The sequence below is a fragment of the Aeromicrobium halocynthiae genome (genome assembly GCF_039531385.1).
GTDB classification, from domain to species: Bacteria; Actinomycetota; Actinomycetes; order Propionibacteriales; family Nocardioidaceae; genus Aeromicrobium; species Aeromicrobium halocynthiae.
The window spans coordinates 222,223-239,777 of record NZ_BAAAPY010000004.1 but is presented as its reverse complement, the minus strand read 5'-3'; the positions used below and the strand labels follow the sequence as shown (position 1 = coordinate 239,777).

Sequence of the window (17,555 nt, the reverse complement as noted above, 5' to 3'; positions counted from 1 at the left end):
CAGAATGCTCGGACATCGAATCTTCGTCCCACGGGGGGACGACCGGGTCCTGCCCGGACGTGGAGAGGAACGCACCACACATGCGCTTTCGTCGCACTCGCCTGCTCCGACACGGAGCAGCACCAGGCGTCGCCCTGGCGATGGCCGTCAGCCTGACCGCACCAGCATCGGCCGTCCCGGACGATGAACCGCGCGTCACCATCGAGAAGGCACCCGAGCCGCAGCCGCTCACCGAGGAGGCCAAGGAGGCACCCGACGGCGACAAGCTCGGCCAGAACGACCTCCAGCTGCTCGCCGAGGCGCGCCGCGAAGGCACGAAGCGGGTCACCGTGATGCTCGCGACCGACCGCAAGGCCACCGCCGAGGTCGTCGCGGAGCTGGAGAGGAACGGCGCCTGGGTCGGCCGGGTCGAGGACAAGCTCGGCTACGTCCGCGCCAGCGTCCCCACGGGGTCGGTCGAGAAGATCGCCGGGCTGTCGCGCGTCGAGGCCGTCGACCTCGACCAGACCGTCCCGATCGACGACCCCCAGCCCGGCAAGGCGTCCGGTGCCGGATCGTCGCCGTCCGCAGCGCCGGGTCCGAGGACACCCGACGCCAACCCCTACATGCCGACTCGTGAGATCGGCTCGGTCGACTTCAAGAAGAAGAACAAGGCCTACGACGGTCGCGGCGTGACGATCGGCATCGTGGACTCCGGCGTCGACCTCGACCACCCAGCCCTCGCCGAGACCACCACCGGCGAGACCAAGATCTCCGACTGGGTCACCGCCACCGACCCCGTCCTCGACGGTGACCTCACGTGGCGCCCCATGGTCACCGACGTCTCCGGTCCGAGCTTCTCCTACCAGGGCCGCACCTGGCAGGTACCCGGCGACGGCGCCTACAAGGTCAGCCTGTTCAGCGAGTCCGTCACCGCGGGCGGCGAGCCCGAGGGCGACGTCAACCGCGACGGCGACACGAACGACACGTTCGGCGTCCTCTACGACGAGAGCACCAACGACATCTGGGTCGACGCCGACCAGGACGGCACGTTCGCCGACGACGAGCTCATGCGCCCCTACGCCGAGAAGCAGCAGGTCGGCTTCTTTGGCACCGACGACCCGTCCACCGAGATCGTCGAGCGCACGCCGTTCGTGGTGGAGTTCCGCGAGGACGTGAGTCTTGCGCCGTACGGACTCCCCGGCACCGCGGACTTCGTCAACATCGGCCTGACCGCCGACGCCCACGGCACCCACGTCGCGGGCATCGCCGCCGCCAACTCGATGTTCGGCGGCGCGATGGACGGTCAGGCTCCGGGCGCGAAGATCGTCTCCTCGCGCGCCTGCGTCTTCGCCGGTGGCTGCACCGCCGCCGCGCTCACCGACGGCATGATCGACGTCGTCACCAAGCGCGGCGTCGACGTCGTCAACATGTCCATCGGTGGACTCCCCGCGCTGAACGACGCCAACAACGCCCGCGCGGTCCTGTACGACCGCCTCATCGCCGACTACGGCGTGCAGATGTTCATCTCGGCGGGCAACTCCGGCCCCGGCCTGAACACCATCGGCGACCCGTCGGTCGCCAGCACCGTCGTCAGCGTCGCGTCGTCCATCTCCAAGGAGACCTGGAAGTCCAACTACGGCTCGGTCGTGGCACGCGCCATGGACCTGCACCCGTTCTCCTCGCGGGGACCGTCGGAGTCCGGCGACGTCAAGCCCAACATCGCCGCCCCCGGCTCGGCCGTCTCCACCGTCCCGCGGTGGTACAAGCAGGCCGACCTCCCCGAGGCCGGCTACGAGCTGCCAATCGGGTACGCGATGTTCAACGGCACGTCGATGGCATCACCGCAGGCCACCGGTGCCGCCGCCCTGCTGCTCTCCGGCGCCTTCGACCGGGAGATCCCGGTGACGCCCAAGCGGTTGCGCGACGTCATCTACACCTCGGCCAGGCCCATCGACGGCGTCGCCGTCGCCGGGCAGGGCGCAGGACTGTTCGACGTCAACGGTGCGTGGAAGCTGCTCTCGGCCAAGAGGAAGGACGACGTCGCGCAGTACTCGACCGACGCGCCGGTCTGCACCCCACTGGCAGGCTTCCTGGCCCGTCCCGGTCGCGGCACCGGCGTCTACAACCGCTGCGCTGCCGACGACGGCGGTCACACGCTGAAGAAGGGGAAGACCTACGACGTCGAGATCACCCGCACCACCGGAGAGGCTCGCGCCACCAACCACCAGGTGAGGATCGTCGGCAACGACGGCACCTTCAAGGCGCCCAAGACCGTCCGCCTGGCCAAGGGCCAGACCACGACGGTCCCGGTCACCGCCACCACCAAGGCACAGGGGGCGAGCTCGGCGATCCTGGAGATCGACGACCCGCGGACCTCCGTGGTCGACCACCGCGTCATGCTGACCGTCGTGCAGAGCACGTCCTTGGGCGAGCCGGACTTCTCCTCGGTCGCCCGTGGCGAGGTGCAGCGCAACAACACGCGTTCGTACTTCGTGACGGTGCCCGAGGGCGCCAAGGCCCTGCAGGTCAACCTCTCGGGCATCGCGACACGGAGCCAGACGCGCTTCATCGCGATCAACCCGTACGGCGTCCCGTCCGAGACCACGGCCTCCACGGCGTGCTACACCAACTACAGCAGCACGTCGGGCTGCAACCCCGTCTCGCGCTCCTACGCCGACCCGCTGCCGGGCGTCTGGGAGATCGAGGTGGAGTCACGGCGCACCTCGCCGATCCTCGACAACCCGTTCTCGCTGACGGCCTCGGTCCAGGGCGTGACGGTCGACCCGGCCGAGCAGACGCTCGACTCGGTCGCCCCCGGGGAGGGTGCCGAGCTGGCCTGGACGGTCGAGAACGACTTCGGCACCGTCGAGATCGAGCCGACCGGTGGCCCCCTCGGCAGTGCGGTCGAGGCACGGCGCAGCATCAGCGACGGCGGCTCCGAGGAGTTCGAGGTCGACGTTCCCGAGGGCGCCACCACCTTGACCGCGCAGATCGGCTCGCCGTCCGATCCGTCGGCCGACCTCGACCTCGTGGTCGTCGGGCCGGACGGTGCCGTCGTCGGGGAGTCCCTCACCGGAGGATCGGAGGAGGTCGTCACGGTGGACGCGCCCGCTCCGGGCACGTACACCGTCATCGTCGACGCCTACGCCATCCCGGCCGGCTCGACCGAGTACGACTACCTCGACGTGTTCTACTCCCCCGGGCTCGGATCGCTCGAGGTCTCCGGGGGGACCGGCACGCTCGAGCGCGGAGCCTTTGTCGAGGTCACCGGCACGCTGACCGCGCAGGAGGCCCCCGCCGAGGGTCGCACCCTGTTCGGCCGGATGCAGGTGGTCTCCGCCGAGGGCGCCCTGCTCGGCGCCGGCACGGTCAGCGTGGCCGCCGTCGGACCCGCCGAGGCGGAGGAGCCGGAGGGCAGCCAGGAGTCCGCACCGCAGGGGAGCGCGGGCCCCGAGGAGCGGACGCAGCCGCAGCCGCTGGAGATCGAGCAGGACTGACCTCTCCACCGGTCACCGCGACGACGGGCCGCTCCCCTCACGGGAGCGGGCCGTCGCCGTGCACGGACGGGCACTCAGGACCGTTCCACGGACTCCACCCGGAAGATGGGGCCACGCTGGGCGGTGGTGTCGGCGTCCCGGTCAGGGCGACCCACCACCTTGACCCGCTCGCCGTCCGCGAGGGAACGGACCGGGCCGACCAGGACCCACGTGCGGGCCGGCTGCCCACTGCCGGCAGCGGCCTCGAGGGTCACGAGCCGGTCCTCCGGGCTCGTGCGGACCACACCGGACAGCTCGATCCGCGCTTCAGACGGCGCAGTCGTCGGGGCCGGCGGTGTCGCCTTCGGCTCGTCGGACGCCGACCCGCAGGCGGCGGCCGCGAGCACGCACGCGACCGCCGCGACCGCGCCCGGCCGACGCCCGACGCGCATCAGCGCCTCACTGGTCCCCGAGGGCGTCCTGTGCGTCCTCGACCGCAGCGTTCATCTGGTTGATCCGCTGCTGGTAGGTGGCGAGGTCGCCGTCGGCGAGGGCGGCCTGCGCCTGGCTGTAGAAGCGCGACGCGTCCTCGAGGTACTCCGCGACCGTCCGCGGCGTCCCCGCGTCGTCACCGGCGTCGTCGTCCGGCACCGCGGCACCGTCCGGATCCTCTGGCGGTGCCTCCTCGTCGATGTCCGGGACGCTGCCCTCCTCCAGGCCGAGTGCGACGTCCAGCGCCTCCTCGAGGGTCTGGCCGAAGCCCACCTCGTCGCCGAACGACGCCGCCACGAACTGCAGCAGCGGGTAGGAGCCGTCCTCGGCCGACCGCCGGATGTACACCGGCTGGACGTACAGGAGCGCGTCACCGACCGGCAGCGTCAGGAGGTTGCCGTTGAGCACCGTCGCGTCGGACTGGCGGAACTGCAGCAGTGCCTGCGTCACGCCGCGGTCGGCGCTGAAGGTGTTGGCGATCTGGCTCGGGCCCGGCACCTGCGTGTCGCTCGGCAGCTGCAGGATCTGGATCGTGCCGTACTCGTCGTCGGTCGACTCGGAGTTGACCGACATGAACGACGCCAGGTTCTGCCTGCTCTGCGGCGTGTACACGCTGGTCAGGGAGAACATCGGGTCCTCCTGGCCAGGCCGCGCCACCGTCAGGTAGTACGGCGGCTGGAAGGTGTCGTTGGAGTTCGCCGGGTCCTCCGGCACGCGCCAGCGCTCGCCGTCCTCGTAGAACGTGGCCGCGTCGGTGACGTGGTAGCGCGTCAGGACGTCGCGCTGGACCTTGAAGAGGTCGACCGGGTAGCGCAGGTGCTCCATCAGACCGTCGCTGATGGCGTCGCGCGGCTGCACCGTGTCGGGGAAGACCTTCATCCAGGTCTGCAGGATCGGGTCGTCCTTTTCCCACGCGTAGAGGTCGACGGTGCCGTCGTAAGCATCGACGACGGCCTTGACGGAGTTGCGCATGTAGTTGACCTGGTCCGACGGGAGCGCTGCCTGCGCGGGCCCGGTGGTCAGCGTGTCCGCGGTGGCCTCGCGCAGCGACCGCTTCTCCGAGTACGGGTAGTGGTTGCTGGTCGTGTAACCGTCCACGATCCACACGACCCGGCCGTCGACGACCGCCGGGAAGACGTCGCCGTCGACCGTCAGCCACGGGGCGACCTTCTCGACGCGGTCGCGGGGGTGGCGGTCGTAGAGGATCTTGGAGTTCTCGCCGACGCGCTCGGACAGCACGATGTTCGGCTCGGCGAAGCGGAAGGCGTACAGCACCTTGCGGAAGATGTTGTCGACCTCGACGCCGCCCTCGCCGTCGTACACGTTCTGCGTGACGTTGCCCTCGCCGTCACCGCCACCGGAACCGCCGCGCGGGATGTCGACCTCGATCGGGTCGGCACCGTCGGGGCGGCCCACGATGGAGTAGACCGGGGAGTTCTCGCCGAAGTAGATCCGCGGCGGGATCTCGGTGTCGATCTCACCGACCGGCGGGATGTCGCGCTGGACCCAGACGGGCTCGCCCTGGGGTCCGCGCTGGTTGCCTCGCGCGGCGATGATGCCGTACCCGTGGGTGTAGACCGTGTGGTCGTTGGCCCAGTTGCGCTGGTTCGGCTGGAGGCCGTCGAGGTTGACTTCGCGGGCGGCGATGATGACGTCCTGCGGCAGGTCCTCGCCGTCGAGGCGGTAGCGGCCGACGTCGAGCGTCTGCGGCACCGTGTAGTAGCCGCGCACCTGCTGGAGCTGCTGGAAGGCCGGCGAGATGAGCGTCGGGTCGAGCAGACGGGTGCTGACGCGCGACTCCGCTGACTCACGCACCTCCTCCGCCGAGAGGGTGGTCGCTGCGGAGTAGTCCTCCATCTCGACGCCCGAGACGCCGTACGCCTCGCGCGTGGCCTCGATGTTGCGCGCGATGAAGGGTCCCTCACGGTCCGGCTCGGAGGGCCGCACCTGGAAGGACTGCATGAGGTAGGGCCAGATGCCCGCGAGCAGGACCGACGTGAGCAGCAGCAGACCGAGACCGATCCCGGGCACCACCCACGACCGGATGAAGACCGTGGCGAAGAACAACAGCGCACAGACGACGGCGACGCCGATGAGGATGTTGTAGGCCGGGATGCGCGCGTTGGCGTCGGTGAAGCCGATGCCGTCGAACAGCGATCCGTCGGCGACCGCCAGCCCGTACCGGTCGAGCCAGTAGGTGAAGGCGCGCAGCAGGACGCCGAAGCCCACGAGCACCGCGAGGTGCACCTGGGCGGCCCGGGTGAACTTCGCTCCCCTGCCCTGGACCCGGAAGCCTCCGTAGACGTACATCACGAACGCCGCGCCGATCACCGACAGCACGATCGCAGCGAACGCGAAGGACGCCACGAAGCGGAACCAGGGGTAGTCGAAGACGAAGAAGGAGATGTCCCGGCCGAAGTGCGCGTCGGTCGTCCCGAAGGCCGTGCCGTTGAGCCACAGCTGGAACGTCTCCCACCGGGCGGCTGCGACGGACCCGGCGAAGATCGTCAGCAGCGCCATGGCGCCCAGGAAGGCCGGCTTGATGACCGGTGTCAGCGTCTGGCGGTAGCGGTAGGCGGGATCGGCCCGGGTCGGGGTGGGCACCTGGTCCGGACGGAACCGGTACGCGAGGAACAGGTTGAGTCCCACGACCAGCGCGAACACCAGCCCGAACCCGACGAAAAGACCCACACGCGTCAGGAGGACGGTGTTCCAGACCTGCGTGTAGTCGACCGAGCCGAACCAGAGCCGCTCGGTGTAGACGTTCATGAAGATCGAGCCGAGGAACAGCAGGACCGCGAGCGTCACGAGCGTCGGCACCAGCACCCGGCGGCGGCGGTCCACGGTCCCGGCGCCACCGCTCGGCCGCTCCGGTCGTTGGGGTGGGGTTCCGAAAATGTCGCTCACGGTGCTCCTGGCGGGGGATCGTCGGGGGGCTGGCTCGGGTGGGCGGGGTGCCCTAGAGCCTATGTCAGGGTCTGGTGGAGTGCTGCCAGCAGTCCGGGCACCAGATCGGGCCCTTCGAGTGGAGCGGTGTCGTCGTCCGAGCGTGCCCGGACGGTGCTGTGCCGGCTGCCGTCGCGCAGGACGGCGGCAGCGAGGCGCACCTCCCGGCGATCGGGGTGCTGGGCGACGGCGTCTCGCAGCTTCGCGGGGTCGTCGGGAAGGGTCTCCTCGGCCTCCGGCGGCAGCATGAGCCGCTCGATCACGACGGCGCAGCCGCTCACCGCCTCGGGCCACTCGATCGCGACGAGCAGCGACTCGAGGTCGCCGTCGGGCGGCAGCTCCTGCTCGATCGGGGTCAGGGCGTCCGGCGACCCGCCCGCCTCCAGGCCGAGCTGGTCGGCGAGCTCGGGCTCCTTGGCCAGCAGCTGGGCCGTCTCGACGAGCGCGAACAGCCGGGCCGGCTGGTCCCACCCCGCCGAGGTGACGTGCTCCTCGACCTCCAGCGTGGCCTCGCGCAGCGGCGTCGAGGGGTGCAGCTCGGAGAGGTCCGGCCCCGTCAGGTCCGGGTCGTTCAGCGACATGTGGGTACCTCTGCTCTCGGGTCGTCGGCGAGGGTCTCGAGGGCGTCGATGGCGTCGTCGAGGGTGCTGACCTCGACGAGGGTCATGCCGAAGGAGGAACCGTCAGCGGCCTCGGCGCAGTTGTCGGTCGGCACGAGGAAGATCGTCGCGCCGTCGGCGGCCGCTCCGGCCATCTTCTGGCGGATGCCGCCGATCCGACCGACCAGCCCGTCGCCGTCGATGGATCCGGTGCCGGCGATGCGCTGACCTCCGGTGAGCGAGTCCGGCGTGAGGCGGTCGTAGATCGCGAGCGCGAACATGATGCCGGCGCTCGGCCCACCGACCTGGTCACCGACGTTGTTCTCGATCTCGATCGGGAAGTCGTACGACGTGCCGACGGTGATGCCGACGAGGGGACGGTCCGGGTCGTCCGGTGCCGGCCAGGTGACGACCTCGACGTCCTCCTCCTGCCCCCCGCGCTCGATCGTCAGGACGACGGAGTCCCCCGGCGCGACCCTGCCGACGGCCTCGACGACGTCCGACGATGCTCTCACCGGCGCGTCGTCGACGGCGAGGATGAGGTCGTCGGGCTCGAGCAGACCACTCGCAGCCCCGTCGTCGATCACCCCCGCCACCTGCGGGGTCTCGGTCACCTCGTAGCCGGCAGCGCGCAGCGCGGCGGCGCGGGACGTGTCCTTGGAGCTGGTGAGCTGGGCGGCACCCTGCTCGCGCGACTGGTCGGTGGTCTCACCGTCGGGGTACACCGACTCACGCGGGACGACCATCACGTCGTCGTCGACGAAGCCGGCGATGGCGTCGAAGATCCGCACGGACCGGTCGGGGCTGGAGACCGAGACCGTCGTGAAGTCGAGGGCGCCGTCGGTCTCGTAGGTCGTGACGTCGTCGGCGAACGTGAACATCGGCGTCCCGTCGATCTCGCCGAGCGTGTTGAACGCCGGTCCGGGCCGCATCGTCACGTAGGGCACCGGCACCAGGTACGCGACGCACAGCAACGCGACGAAGCTCACCGCCGCCATGACGAGGGCGACGTAGTGACGACTCTGGCGTCGCTCGTCGACCCGGTCCGGAGTCGACGGGGAAGGCTCGGACACGGCTACAGCGTAGAGAATCGGCGCAACTTCGCCGGGGGCCCGGGCGCGGTACGCCTCAGGGGGACGAGGGATGGACCCACTCGGCGTCGCCGGCGGCGAACAGCTGGTGCTTCCACAGCGGCACCTCTGCCTTGGTCTCGTCGATGAGACGTCGCGCTGCGACGAACGCCGACTGCCGATGGCCCGCGGCGGCAGCGACGACGACGGCGAGGTCACCGACCCTCAGGTCGCCGACGCGGTGCACGGCGGCGACGGCCTCGACGTCCTCGGACGTCGCGATGCGCTCGGCGACCTCCCGCAGCCGATCCGCGGCGCTCGGGTGCGCGGAGTACTCCAGTGCCGTGACGTCGCGGTCCCCGTCGTGGTCGCGGACCACCCCGGTGAACAGGACGACCGCGCCGGCGGCCGGGTCGCGGACGGCGTCGAAGACCTCGTCGAGGCTCAACGGCGAGTCGCGGACGTCGGCAAGTCTGACGCGGGTCATGGCCGACACCCTACGGACAGCACCGGGACCCCGCGGGGCGAGCACCGGTGGTGCGATGGGACCGGTGGATAGTCTGGAGCCATGGCTGACGACCGCGACCCCCACCCCGACGACCCCCGGGAGAACCCGTTCGCCGGCACTCCCATGGAGCAGCTCTTCTCGGCGATGGGAGGCGCAGGCGGACAGGCCCCCGACCTCTCTGCGCTCTTCGGCCAGATGCAGCGTGCGTTCAGCGGCGCCCAGGACGGCGCGGTCAACTTCGAGGTCGTCCGCGACACGGCGCGTCGGGCCCTGTCCGCCGCAGGTCCGGACCCCAGTCCCACGAGCACGCAGGACGGTGCCGTGGCCGATGCCGTACGCCTGGCGGAGAGCTGGCTCGATCGCGCGACCGAGCTGCCCGCAGGTGCCGCCACGAGTGCGGCCTGGAGTCGTGCGGAGTGGGTCGAGGCCACGGCCGCGACCTGGCAGCAGCTCATCACCCCGATCGCGGAGTCGGTCGTCGGTGCCATGGGCGAGGCGCTGCCCGAGGAGGCCAAGGCCCTGGCCGGCCCGCTGATCGGCATGCTCAACCAGGCCGGGAGCGCGATGTTCGCCCAGCAGGTGGGCCAGGCACTGGCGGTGCTCGGCGGGGAGGTCGTCTCCTCCACCGACGTGGGCCTGCCGCTCACCGAGACCCCGGTCGCGGCCCTTCTCCCCGCGAACGTCGCGGCCTTCGGCGAGGGACTCGAGCACGGACCCGCCGACGTCATGCTCTACCTCGCCCTGCGCGAGTGCGCCCACCACCGCCTCTTCGCTCACGCGGGATGGCTCCGCTCGGCGCTCGTGGGCGCCGTCGAGGAGTTCGGTCGAGGCACCCGCATCGACCTGTCCGCGATCGAGTCACAGGTGCGCGACATCGACCCCACTCGTCCCGAGGCCATCGCCGAGGCCATGCAAGGCGGTCTGTTCGAGCCGGAGCGCACCCCCGAGCAGCAGGCCGCTCTCGACCGGCTGGAGACTCTCCTCGCGTTCATCGAGGGCTGGGTCGACGACGTCGTCGCCGAGGCCACCCGCGAGACGATGCCCTCGGCGGCAGCCCTCGCCGAGGCGATCCGTCGTCGGCGGGCCTCCGGTGGTCCCGCGGAGCAGACGTTCGCCTCCCTCGTCGGCCTCGAGCTGCGCCCCCGTCGGCTCCGCGAGGCCGCCACCTTGTGGGCCGCCGTTCGCGACCGGCGCGGTGCGCAGGCGCGCGACGCCGCCTGGAGCCACCCCGACTTGATGCCCACGCGTGCCGACCTCGACGACCCGATGGGCTTCGCCGCCGGCGATCCCGTGGTGCCCGAGGGTGACGACTTCGACGCCGCGCTCGACGCCCTCCTGAACGAGGGCGAGCAGGGCGACGACGGGTCCGACGCCGGCGACCGACGGTGAGCCTGCGTGAGGACGCCCAGCGGGTCCTCACGGCGTGGCAGGCGCCGAGCGCCGAGCAGGACGGACTCCGCCGGCTCTACCTGAGGCACCTCGAGCGCCACGAGGATGCCATGTGGCGCTCGTGCCACCCCGACCACCTGACGGCGAGCTCGCTGATCGTCGACGCCGACCGGGTGCTGCTCGTGCAGCACGCGAAGGTCGGCCGGTGGCTGCAGACCGGCGGGCACTGCGAGCCGACCGACACGACGCTCGCCGCGGCCGCCCTGCGCGAGGCGACGGAGGAGTCCGGCATCGACGGTCTCGTCATCGATCCCGAACCCGTCCGGCTGTCACGGCACCACGTGCCCCTGTGCGGGCCGATCCAACCGGCGCACCACCTGGACGTGCAGTTCCGCGTGCGCGCACCGTCCGCCGCACAGCCACGACGCGGGCCCGGTGAGGACCCCGTCGCGTGGTTCGTCGCCGACGACCTCCCCGAACCCGTCGACGACGAGCTCAGGGCCCTGGTGGACACTGCCAGGTGACGCCCTGCAGGAAGCCCTCGGCACGCTCGTGCTGGGGGTAGCGCTGCACGAGCTCCTGGAAGCGCGGGCCGTGGTCGGACTCGATGAGGTGCGCCAGCTCGTGCAGCAGCACCGCGTCGACCACCCATGACGGCATGCCCCGCAGCCGGTCGGACAGACGGATCGTGCCGGCCCCGGAGGTGCACGAGCCCCAGCGGTGCTGCTGGTTGGCGACCCAGCGGATCGAGGTGGGCCGGGCGCGGCCCTCGAGGTAGGTCTCGGACAGGCGTGCTGCTCGATCCATCAGCTCCTCGTCGCCGGGGTGCAGTCGTCGCTCGCGCGCGTCCAGCTTGGCCAGCAGCGAGGTGACGTGACGTTCCTCCTCCTCGACGCTGAGGCCGGCAGGCATGAGGATCACGGTGCGTCCGTCCTCGCGTCGCGCCGTGATGTTGCGCTTGCGACGGGCGCTGCGCCGGATCTCCACGTCCATGCGGCCAACCTAGTGCTCACCGGTGACACCCCGGGTCGTCCACCGGGTGTCCACACCTCGACGCGGCGATTCACACACCTTGTCCCCAACGTCGTCCACAGGAGTGGACAAACCTCCTTGGCGTCCTGGGTTTGACGGGCCCGTTGCCCTGCCCTAGCGTTTGGCCGCCGGGCTCCCGGCCGTGGTCCGCAGGGGAAGGCAGGCCTCGGTCCGGGGCCCGGTCTCGTCGACGGGTGTGGACGACCGCTCGCACGCGACCACCCTCGCGGCCCACCATCACTGCGTGAGTCCTCGCCCGCGACTGGTCGACGGTGCGGTGGTGGTGCGCCGCGACGCCCACCACCTCCTGGTCGGTACCGATCCCGGCGTCGTCGTGCCCGACCGACCCGGTCTCCTCGCGCTCCTGCGGTGCCTCGACGGCGTGCGTGACGTCGGTGTCCTGCAGGCGATGGCCGAGGAGTCCATCGCGGCCGACGTCCCGCAGGTGCTGCAGGAGCTGGCGGCCCGCGGCGTGCTCACCGTCGCCCCGGACCGCCCCGTCGCGCGCCTGACGGTCGTGCTCCGCGCGGGGCCGGGGTGCACCGCCCTCGAGGCGGTCCTGCGCCAGAGCCTCGACGACCTCCCGGTCGTCCCCGCCGGGCCGGACGGGCCGGGACTCGTCCTGCAGCTCAGCTCCCACGAGCCTCCGCGCAGCCTCCTCGACGCCCTGGTGCGCGACGGCCGGCCGCACCTGCTCGTCCGGCGGACCGGCCGGGGTTGGCGGGTCGGACCGTACGTGGCACCCGGTCACAGCCCCTGCGTGCGGTGTGCCGACCTCGCACGCATCGACGTCGACCCGCAGTGGGCCGCCGTCCTGCCGCAGCTGGAGGTCCCGCCCCTGCTCGCCGCGCGTGATCGCGCGGGCGACGCCGCCGCGTGGGAGACCGCGGCCCTCGTGGGACGCGAGGTGGTGCGCGCGGCGCTCGGGGTGCGCCCTCGTTCCGTCGGTGCCGTGCTGCGGCACGGCGAGGACGACGGGTGGCACGTGCACCAGCCGGTCGCGTTCCACCACCGGTGCGGTTGCTGGCTGCTCGGCGCCCGGTGAGCTCACGCGTTCGGACGTATCCTCGAGCCATGGCCGAGGAGACCGACAGACCGCGACGTCGCGAGGGTTCACTGCCGGGCTCGGCCTTCGCCCGCGGCGCGAAGCTCGCCTCGCTCCCCGTCGGCTTCGCCGGACGCACGGCGCTCGGCATGGGACGGCGCCTGGGCGGTGCCCCCGCCGACGCGGTGCTCACCGAGGTGCAGCGCCGCACCGCGGAGCAGATCTTCAGCGTCCTCGGCCAGCTCAAGGGCGGCGCCATGAAGTTCGGGCAGGCCATGAGCATCTTCGAGGCCGCGCTCCCCGACGAGATCGCCGGTCCCTACCGCGAGACCCTGACCAAGCTGCAGGATGCCGCGCCTCCGATGCCACCGTCCGTCGTGCACCGGGCGCTCGCCACCCACCTGGGCGACGACTGGCGCGAGCTGCTCGTCGAGATCGACGACGAGCCCGCCGCCGCCGCATCGATCGGCCAGGTACACCGCGGACGGTGGCACGACGGCCGCGAGGTGGCCGTCAAGATCCAGTACCCGGGAGCGGCCAAGGCACTGCGATCGGACCTCAAGCAGCTCGCCCGCCTGTCACGCATGTTCGGCGTCGTCGCCCCCGGGCTCGACGTCAAGCCCCTGATCGCCGAGCTCCAGGACCGGGTGAACGAGGAGCTCGACTACCAGCTCGAGGCGGCGTCGCAGCAGGCGTTCCACGAGGCGTACGCAGATGATCCCGTCGTCAGCGTCCCTGCCGTCGTCCACGCCAGCGACGCCGTCCTGGTCACCGAGTGGATGAACAGCAAGGGTTCCCTCGCCGGCATCATCAAGGACGGCACGAAGGACGAGCGCGACCACTACGGCGAGCTCTACGTCAGGTTCCTCCTGGAGGGTCCGCGCCGTGCCGGGTTGATGCACGCCGACCCGCATCCCGGCAACTTCCGCGTCCTGCCCGACGGACGGATGGGCGTCGTGGACTTCGGCGCCGTGGCCCAGCTCCCCGACGGGCTCCCCCCGGCCATCGGCCCCCTGCTCCGCTCGGCCATCGACGGGGACGCCGAGGCCGTCTCCGAGGGACTGCGGGACGAGGGCTTCCTGCGACCGGGCACGTCGATCGACGCCGACGTGCTGGCGGCCTACATCGGCCCGTTCGTCGAACCGGCCACCGTCGACCGGTTCACCTTCTCCCGTGAGTGGTTGCGCAGCCAGACCCAACGCCTCGGCACACCGGGGTCCGAAGGCTTCTCGACCTCGATGCGCATCAACCTCCCGCCCGAGTACCTGCTCATCCACCGCGTGTGGCTCGGCGGCGTCGGCGTGCTGTGCCAGCTCGGCGCCACCGCGCCGTTCACCGCGATCCTCGAGGAGAACATCCCGGGGTTCGCGGCCGCCGACGCCTGACGGTCCGACGGTCGCGCTCAGGCGCCACGGACGAGCATCGCCGCGACGGCGAGCATCATCAGCGCCACCGTCGCGTCGATCGCCCGCCACGCAGCGGGCCCGCGCAGCACCCCTCCGAGCGATCGCGCGCCGAGACCGAGCGCCGTGAACCAGACGATGCTCGCCGCCACGGCGCCGACCGCGAACCACCACCGGTCGTCGCCGTGCGTTGAGGCCACCGACCCCAGCAGGAGCACGGTGTCGACGTAGACGTGGGGGTTCAGCCAGGTCAGGGCCACGGTCGTCGCGACCACGCGCGAGCGCGACGCCGCCGTCATGACGACGACGGCTCGCGTCGAACCCTCCGGGAGCGGCGTCGTCGCAGACCCGCCGCTGGGCTCGAGCCCAGCTCCCTGCGGTCGCAGCGCCCGCCGAGCCGCGAGCGTGGCGTAGGCGAGCAGGAAGGTCACCGCCGCCCACCGCGCCGCCGGCTCGAACCAGGGGGCGACCTCGAGCAGGCGACCGAGCCCGGCCACGCCCGCGACCACGAGCAGCGCGTCGGAGATCGCGCAGACGAGCACGACGGGGACGACGTGCTCACGCCGCAGGCCCTGGCGCAGGACGAACGCGTTCTGGGCTCCGATCGCCACGATGAGGCCGAGGCCGGTCAGGAAGCCGGGAAGAGCACTGGTCATGCGGCCACGCTAGGCCGACCTCAGGTGAAGAGCCAGCGAAGATTCCTTGGCCTGCATTAGCATCACTTCATGTCATGGGATCCCGTGCTCGTCCGCACGCTCGCCGCCGTCGTCGACGCCGGCACGCTCGAGCAGGCCGCCCGCCGTCTGCACGTCACGCCGTCGGCCGTCAGCCAACGGGTCAAGCTGCTGGAGCAGCAGTCCGGGCACCGGCTGCTCGTGCGCTCCAAGCCGGTGCGGGCGACGACGGCTGGGAGGGCCGTGCTAAGGCACGCCCAGCGGCTCGCCGTCATCGAGCACGACCTCCGGGTCGAGCTCGGCGTGGACCCGGAGGGCCCGACCACCCTGCCGGTCGCCGTCAACGCCGACTCCCTCGCCACCTGGTTCCTCCCGCGCATCGCGGCCCTCACCGCCGACGAGGACGTCGTGCTCGACCTGCGGACCGCCGACGAGGAGCAGACCGCCCCGTTGCTGGAGGACGGGGTGGTGACGGCCGCCGTCACCGCGCGGCGCGATGCGGTGTCCGGCTGCCGGGTGCGCGCGATCGGCGCGATGGAGTACGTCGCCGTGGCGGCACCGAGCTGGCTCGAGCGGTGGGCGACGGCCTCCACGCAGGAGGCGGTGCACGTCGGTCCGCGCGTCGACTTCGACCGTCACGACGCCCTCCAGAGGAGGTGGCTGGCCGAGCGCTACGTCGGACGCCCCGTCGAGGGCCCCGTCCACCGGGTGCCGTCGTCCGGCGGCTTCGTCCGCGCCGTGGAGCTGGGTCTCGGGTGGGGGCTGCTGCCGCAGGTGCAGGCCGCCGCGCTGGTCGCGGACGGACGGGTGCAGCGTCTCGGCGACGACACGCTGCTCGTCGAGCTGTGGTGGCAGCACCCCACCGACAGCTCGGGACTCCTCGACCGCCTCACCGCCGCCGTGCTCGCCGACGACGGAGCCCTGGCCCCGGTCACGTCCCGGCGATGAGCTCCAGCACCTCCGCGCCGTACCGCTGGCGCTTCGTGGCGCCGACCCCGGGCACCACCGCGAGCGCGCGCTCGTCGCGAGGGCGGTGCTCGACCAGGGCCAGCAGGGTCGCGTCGGAGAAGACGACGTAGGCCGGCACCTTGGCGGCACCGGCGGTCTCGGTGCGCCACTGCTTGAGGCGCTCGAACAGGGCGCGGTCGGCCGGTTCCAGCTGCTCGAGGACCGCGGCGGTGCGCTTCCTGGCGCGGGCGGGCGGAGCGGCCGCCCCGCGGGACGGGTGGTCCGGCGGCAGCAGGGAGTCCAGGAAGCGGGTGGGGCCGCGGCCCTGGCGACCACCGGTCTTGCGCGCCCTCGCCCAGGAGATCGAGAGCCTACGGCGCGCACGCGTGACACCGACGTAGAACAGGCGCCTCTCCTCCTCCACGGCGGCGGGGGTGTCCGCGTGCACGCTCGGAACCATCCCCTCGTGCATGCCGACGCAGAAGACCGCGTCCCACTCCAGGCCCTTGGCCGAGTGGAGGGTGGCCAGCGTGACGCCGTCGGCCGTCGGGGCGTGCGCAGTAGCGGCGCGTCGGTCGAGGTCGGCGACGAGCTCGGTGAGACCCGCGGCAGAGTCCTCATCGGCGAGGTCGGAGGCCATCGAGACGATCGCGTGCAGGGACTCCCAACGGTTGCGCGTCTCGCCCGCCCCGGAGGGCGGGGTGTCGGTGTAGCCGATGCCCGAGAGCACCGCCCGGGTCTCCGCGACGACCGAGCCGTCGTGCTCCTGCAGGCCGCCGCGCGCCGCTCCACGCAGCAGGGTGACAGCCTGTCGGACCTCGCTCCGCTCGAAGAACCCCGTGACGCCACGCAGGGTGTAGGGGATGCCGCGCTCGCCGAGAGCCTCCTCGAAGGACTCCGACTGCGCGTTGATGCGGAACAGGATCGCCATCTCGCGGTAGGGGGTCCCCTCCCGGTGGAGTGCGGCGATGTCGTCGGCGACCGATGCGGCCTCAGCGGGCTCGTCGGGGTGGCCGAGGTAGCGCACGGGCTCGCCACTGGGGTTCTGCGCCTCCAGGGCCCGCCCCGGCGTGCCGCGACGGCCGAAGACGGCGTTGGCGACCGCCACGACCTGCGGCGTGGAGCGGTAGTTGCGGACGAGCTCGATCCTGGTGGCCTCGGGATGCCGGTCGGTGAAGTCACCGAGGATCATCGGCGAGGCACCGGCGAAGGAGTAGATCGTCTGCCGGGGGTCGCCGACGACGCAGACGTCGTCGCGGCCGCCGAGCCAGAGGTCCAGCAGCATCGACTGGAGCGGGTTGACGTCCTGGAACTCGTCGACGACGAACCAGCGGTACTGGCTGCGCACCCGCGCGGCGATGCGGTCGTCGTCGGCGAGGATCGCGGCGGTGACGAGGAGGATGTCCTCCATGTCGATCCGGTTGGCCTCGCGCTTGATGTCCTCGTAGGAGACCATCAGCCCGCTGATCTGCGACGCGGTGAGGTCGGCGACCTCACGCTGACGTCGCGGAGCGACGCGTGCGTAGTCCGCGGGCGCGATGTTGCTCACCTTGGCCCACTCGATCTCCGCGGCCACGTCCCGCACGACGGCACGGTCGAGGCCGCGAAGGCCGTTGCGGCTCGCCGCGGTCTGTACGAGGCCGAACTTCGACGCGCTGATCTCGGGAAACTCGGTGCCGTAGACCGTGGGCCAGAAGTAGCGGGCCTGCCGCAGGGCCGCGGAGTGGAAGGTCCGTGCCTGCACGCCCCCGGCGCCGAGACGTCGAAGCCGCTCGCGCATCTCGCCCGCGGCCTTCGTGGTGAACGACAGCGCGAGGACCTCGGTGGGCTCGTACAGGCCCGTCGCGACGCCGTAGGCCATGCGGTGCGTGATGGCTCGCGTCTTGCCCGTGCCCGCACCCGCGACGATGCAGACGGGCCCACGCAGGGCCTCCGCGGCGGCCCGCTGCTCGGGATCGAGAGGCGTCAGCAGGGCCTCGGCGTCGGTCATC

The 17,555-nt window shown here is 71.8% G+C and carries 14 protein-coding genes; 6 read left to right on the top strand and 8 right to left on the bottom strand.

Annotation, left to right across the window (positions count from 1 at the left end):
- The first annotated feature begins 80 nt into the window (after positions 1 to 80).
- A complete protein-coding gene (locus ABD213_RS08230; protein ID WP_344326806.1) occupies positions 81 to 3,479 on the top strand; it encodes a S8 family serine peptidase in 3,399 nt (1,132 codons plus the stop codon).
- Between the two features lie 74 nt (positions 3,480 to 3,553).
- Here ABD213_RS08230 and ABD213_RS08225 read toward each other — a convergent pair whose 3' ends face one another.
- From ABD213_RS08225 to ABD213_RS08205, 5 genes are read right to left on the bottom strand one after another with little or no spacing between them, the layout of a single operon-like run.
- Positions 3,554 to 3,910: a hypothetical protein gene (locus ABD213_RS08225; RefSeq protein WP_344326804.1), complete on the bottom strand. Its 357-nt coding sequence runs from the start codon at positions 3,908 to 3,910 to the stop codon at positions 3,554 to 3,556.
- 7 nt (positions 3,911 to 3,917) lie between these two features.
- Positions 3,918 to 6,857 (bottom strand): UPF0182 family membrane protein, encoded by a 2,940-nt coding sequence (locus ABD213_RS08220; protein WP_344326801.1) that lies wholly within the window; start codon positions 6,855 to 6,857, stop codon positions 3,918 to 3,920.
- 59 nt (positions 6,858 to 6,916) lie between these two features.
- Positions 6,917 to 7,477, bottom strand: coding sequence for a PPA1309 family protein (locus ABD213_RS08215; RefSeq protein ID WP_344326799.1), 561 nt, complete (start codon positions 7,475 to 7,477; stop codon positions 6,917 to 6,919).
- Positions 7,468 to 8,568: a YlbL family protein gene (locus ABD213_RS08210; RefSeq protein ID WP_344326797.1), complete on the bottom strand. Its 1,101-nt coding sequence runs from the start codon at positions 8,566 to 8,568 to the stop codon at positions 7,468 to 7,470. Before ABD213_RS08210 ends, ABD213_RS08215 begins: the two co-directional genes overlap by 10 nt.
- A 55-nt stretch (positions 8,569 to 8,623) precedes the next feature.
- Positions 8,624 to 9,052, bottom strand: coding sequence for a molybdenum cofactor biosynthesis protein MoaE (locus ABD213_RS08205; RefSeq protein ID WP_344326795.1), 429 nt, complete (start codon positions 9,050 to 9,052; stop codon positions 8,624 to 8,626).
- Positions 9,053 to 9,133: 81 nt separating this feature from the next.
- Here ABD213_RS08205 and ABD213_RS08200 point away from each other — a divergent pair, with 81 nt between their 5' ends.
- Together ABD213_RS08200 and ABD213_RS08195 are read left to right on the top strand one after the other, a co-directional pair.
- Positions 9,134 to 10,462 carry a zinc-dependent metalloprotease gene (locus tag ABD213_RS08200; protein ID WP_344326793.1) on the top strand — a complete coding sequence of 443 codons (1,329 nt, stop codon included), beginning with the start codon at positions 9,134 to 9,136 and terminating at the stop codon, positions 10,460 to 10,462.
- Complete coding sequence (locus ABD213_RS08195) at positions 10,459 to 10,986, top strand: NUDIX hydrolase (RefSeq protein ID WP_344326791.1); 528 nt, start codon at positions 10,459 to 10,461, stop codon at positions 10,984 to 10,986. Before ABD213_RS08200 ends, ABD213_RS08195 begins: the two co-directional genes overlap by 4 nt.
- Here the strand turns inward: ABD213_RS08195 and ABD213_RS08190 are convergent.
- Positions 10,958 to 11,455: a M48 metallopeptidase family protein gene (locus ABD213_RS08190; RefSeq protein ID WP_344326788.1), complete on the bottom strand. Its 498-nt coding sequence runs from the start codon at positions 11,453 to 11,455 to the stop codon at positions 10,958 to 10,960. The two genes, ABD213_RS08195 and ABD213_RS08190, sit on opposite strands and share 29 nt — an antisense overlap.
- Before the next feature lie 283 nt (positions 11,456 to 11,738).
- Between ABD213_RS08190 and ABD213_RS08185 the strand changes: the two genes are divergently transcribed.
- Positions 11,739 to 12,539 carry a hypothetical protein gene (locus ABD213_RS08185; protein WP_344326786.1) on the top strand — a complete coding sequence of 267 codons (801 nt, stop codon included), beginning with the start codon at positions 11,739 to 11,741 and terminating at the stop codon, positions 12,537 to 12,539.
- 29 nt (positions 12,540 to 12,568) lie between these two features.
- The gene (locus ABD213_RS08180; RefSeq protein WP_344326784.1) at positions 12,569 to 13,924 is read left to right on the top strand and encodes an ABC1 kinase family protein; all 1,356 of its coding nucleotides are present in this window, start codon (positions 12,569 to 12,571) and stop codon (positions 13,922 to 13,924) included.
- A 17-nt stretch (positions 13,925 to 13,941) separates the two neighbouring features.
- Here the strand turns inward: ABD213_RS08180 and ABD213_RS08175 are convergent, their stop codons facing one another.
- Positions 13,942 to 14,598: a LysE/ArgO family amino acid transporter gene (locus tag ABD213_RS08175; protein ID WP_344326781.1), complete on the bottom strand. Its 657-nt coding sequence runs from the start codon at positions 14,596 to 14,598 to the stop codon at positions 13,942 to 13,944.
- A 69-nt stretch (positions 14,599 to 14,667) separates the two neighbouring features.
- Here ABD213_RS08175 and ABD213_RS08170 point away from each other — a divergent pair, with 69 nt between their 5' ends.
- Entirely contained in the window at positions 14,668 to 15,564 is an 897-nt protein-coding gene (locus tag ABD213_RS08170; RefSeq protein WP_344326778.1) for an ArgP/LysG family DNA-binding transcriptional regulator, read from the top strand.
- On the opposite strand, the gene ABD213_RS08165 is transcribed toward ABD213_RS08170, so the two are convergent.
- Entirely contained in the window at positions 15,548 to 17,554 is a 2,007-nt protein-coding gene (locus ABD213_RS08165; protein WP_344326775.1) for an ATP-dependent helicase, read from the bottom strand. The genes ABD213_RS08170 and ABD213_RS08165 overlap by 17 nt on opposite strands.
- Position 17,555 lies beyond the last annotated feature (1 nt).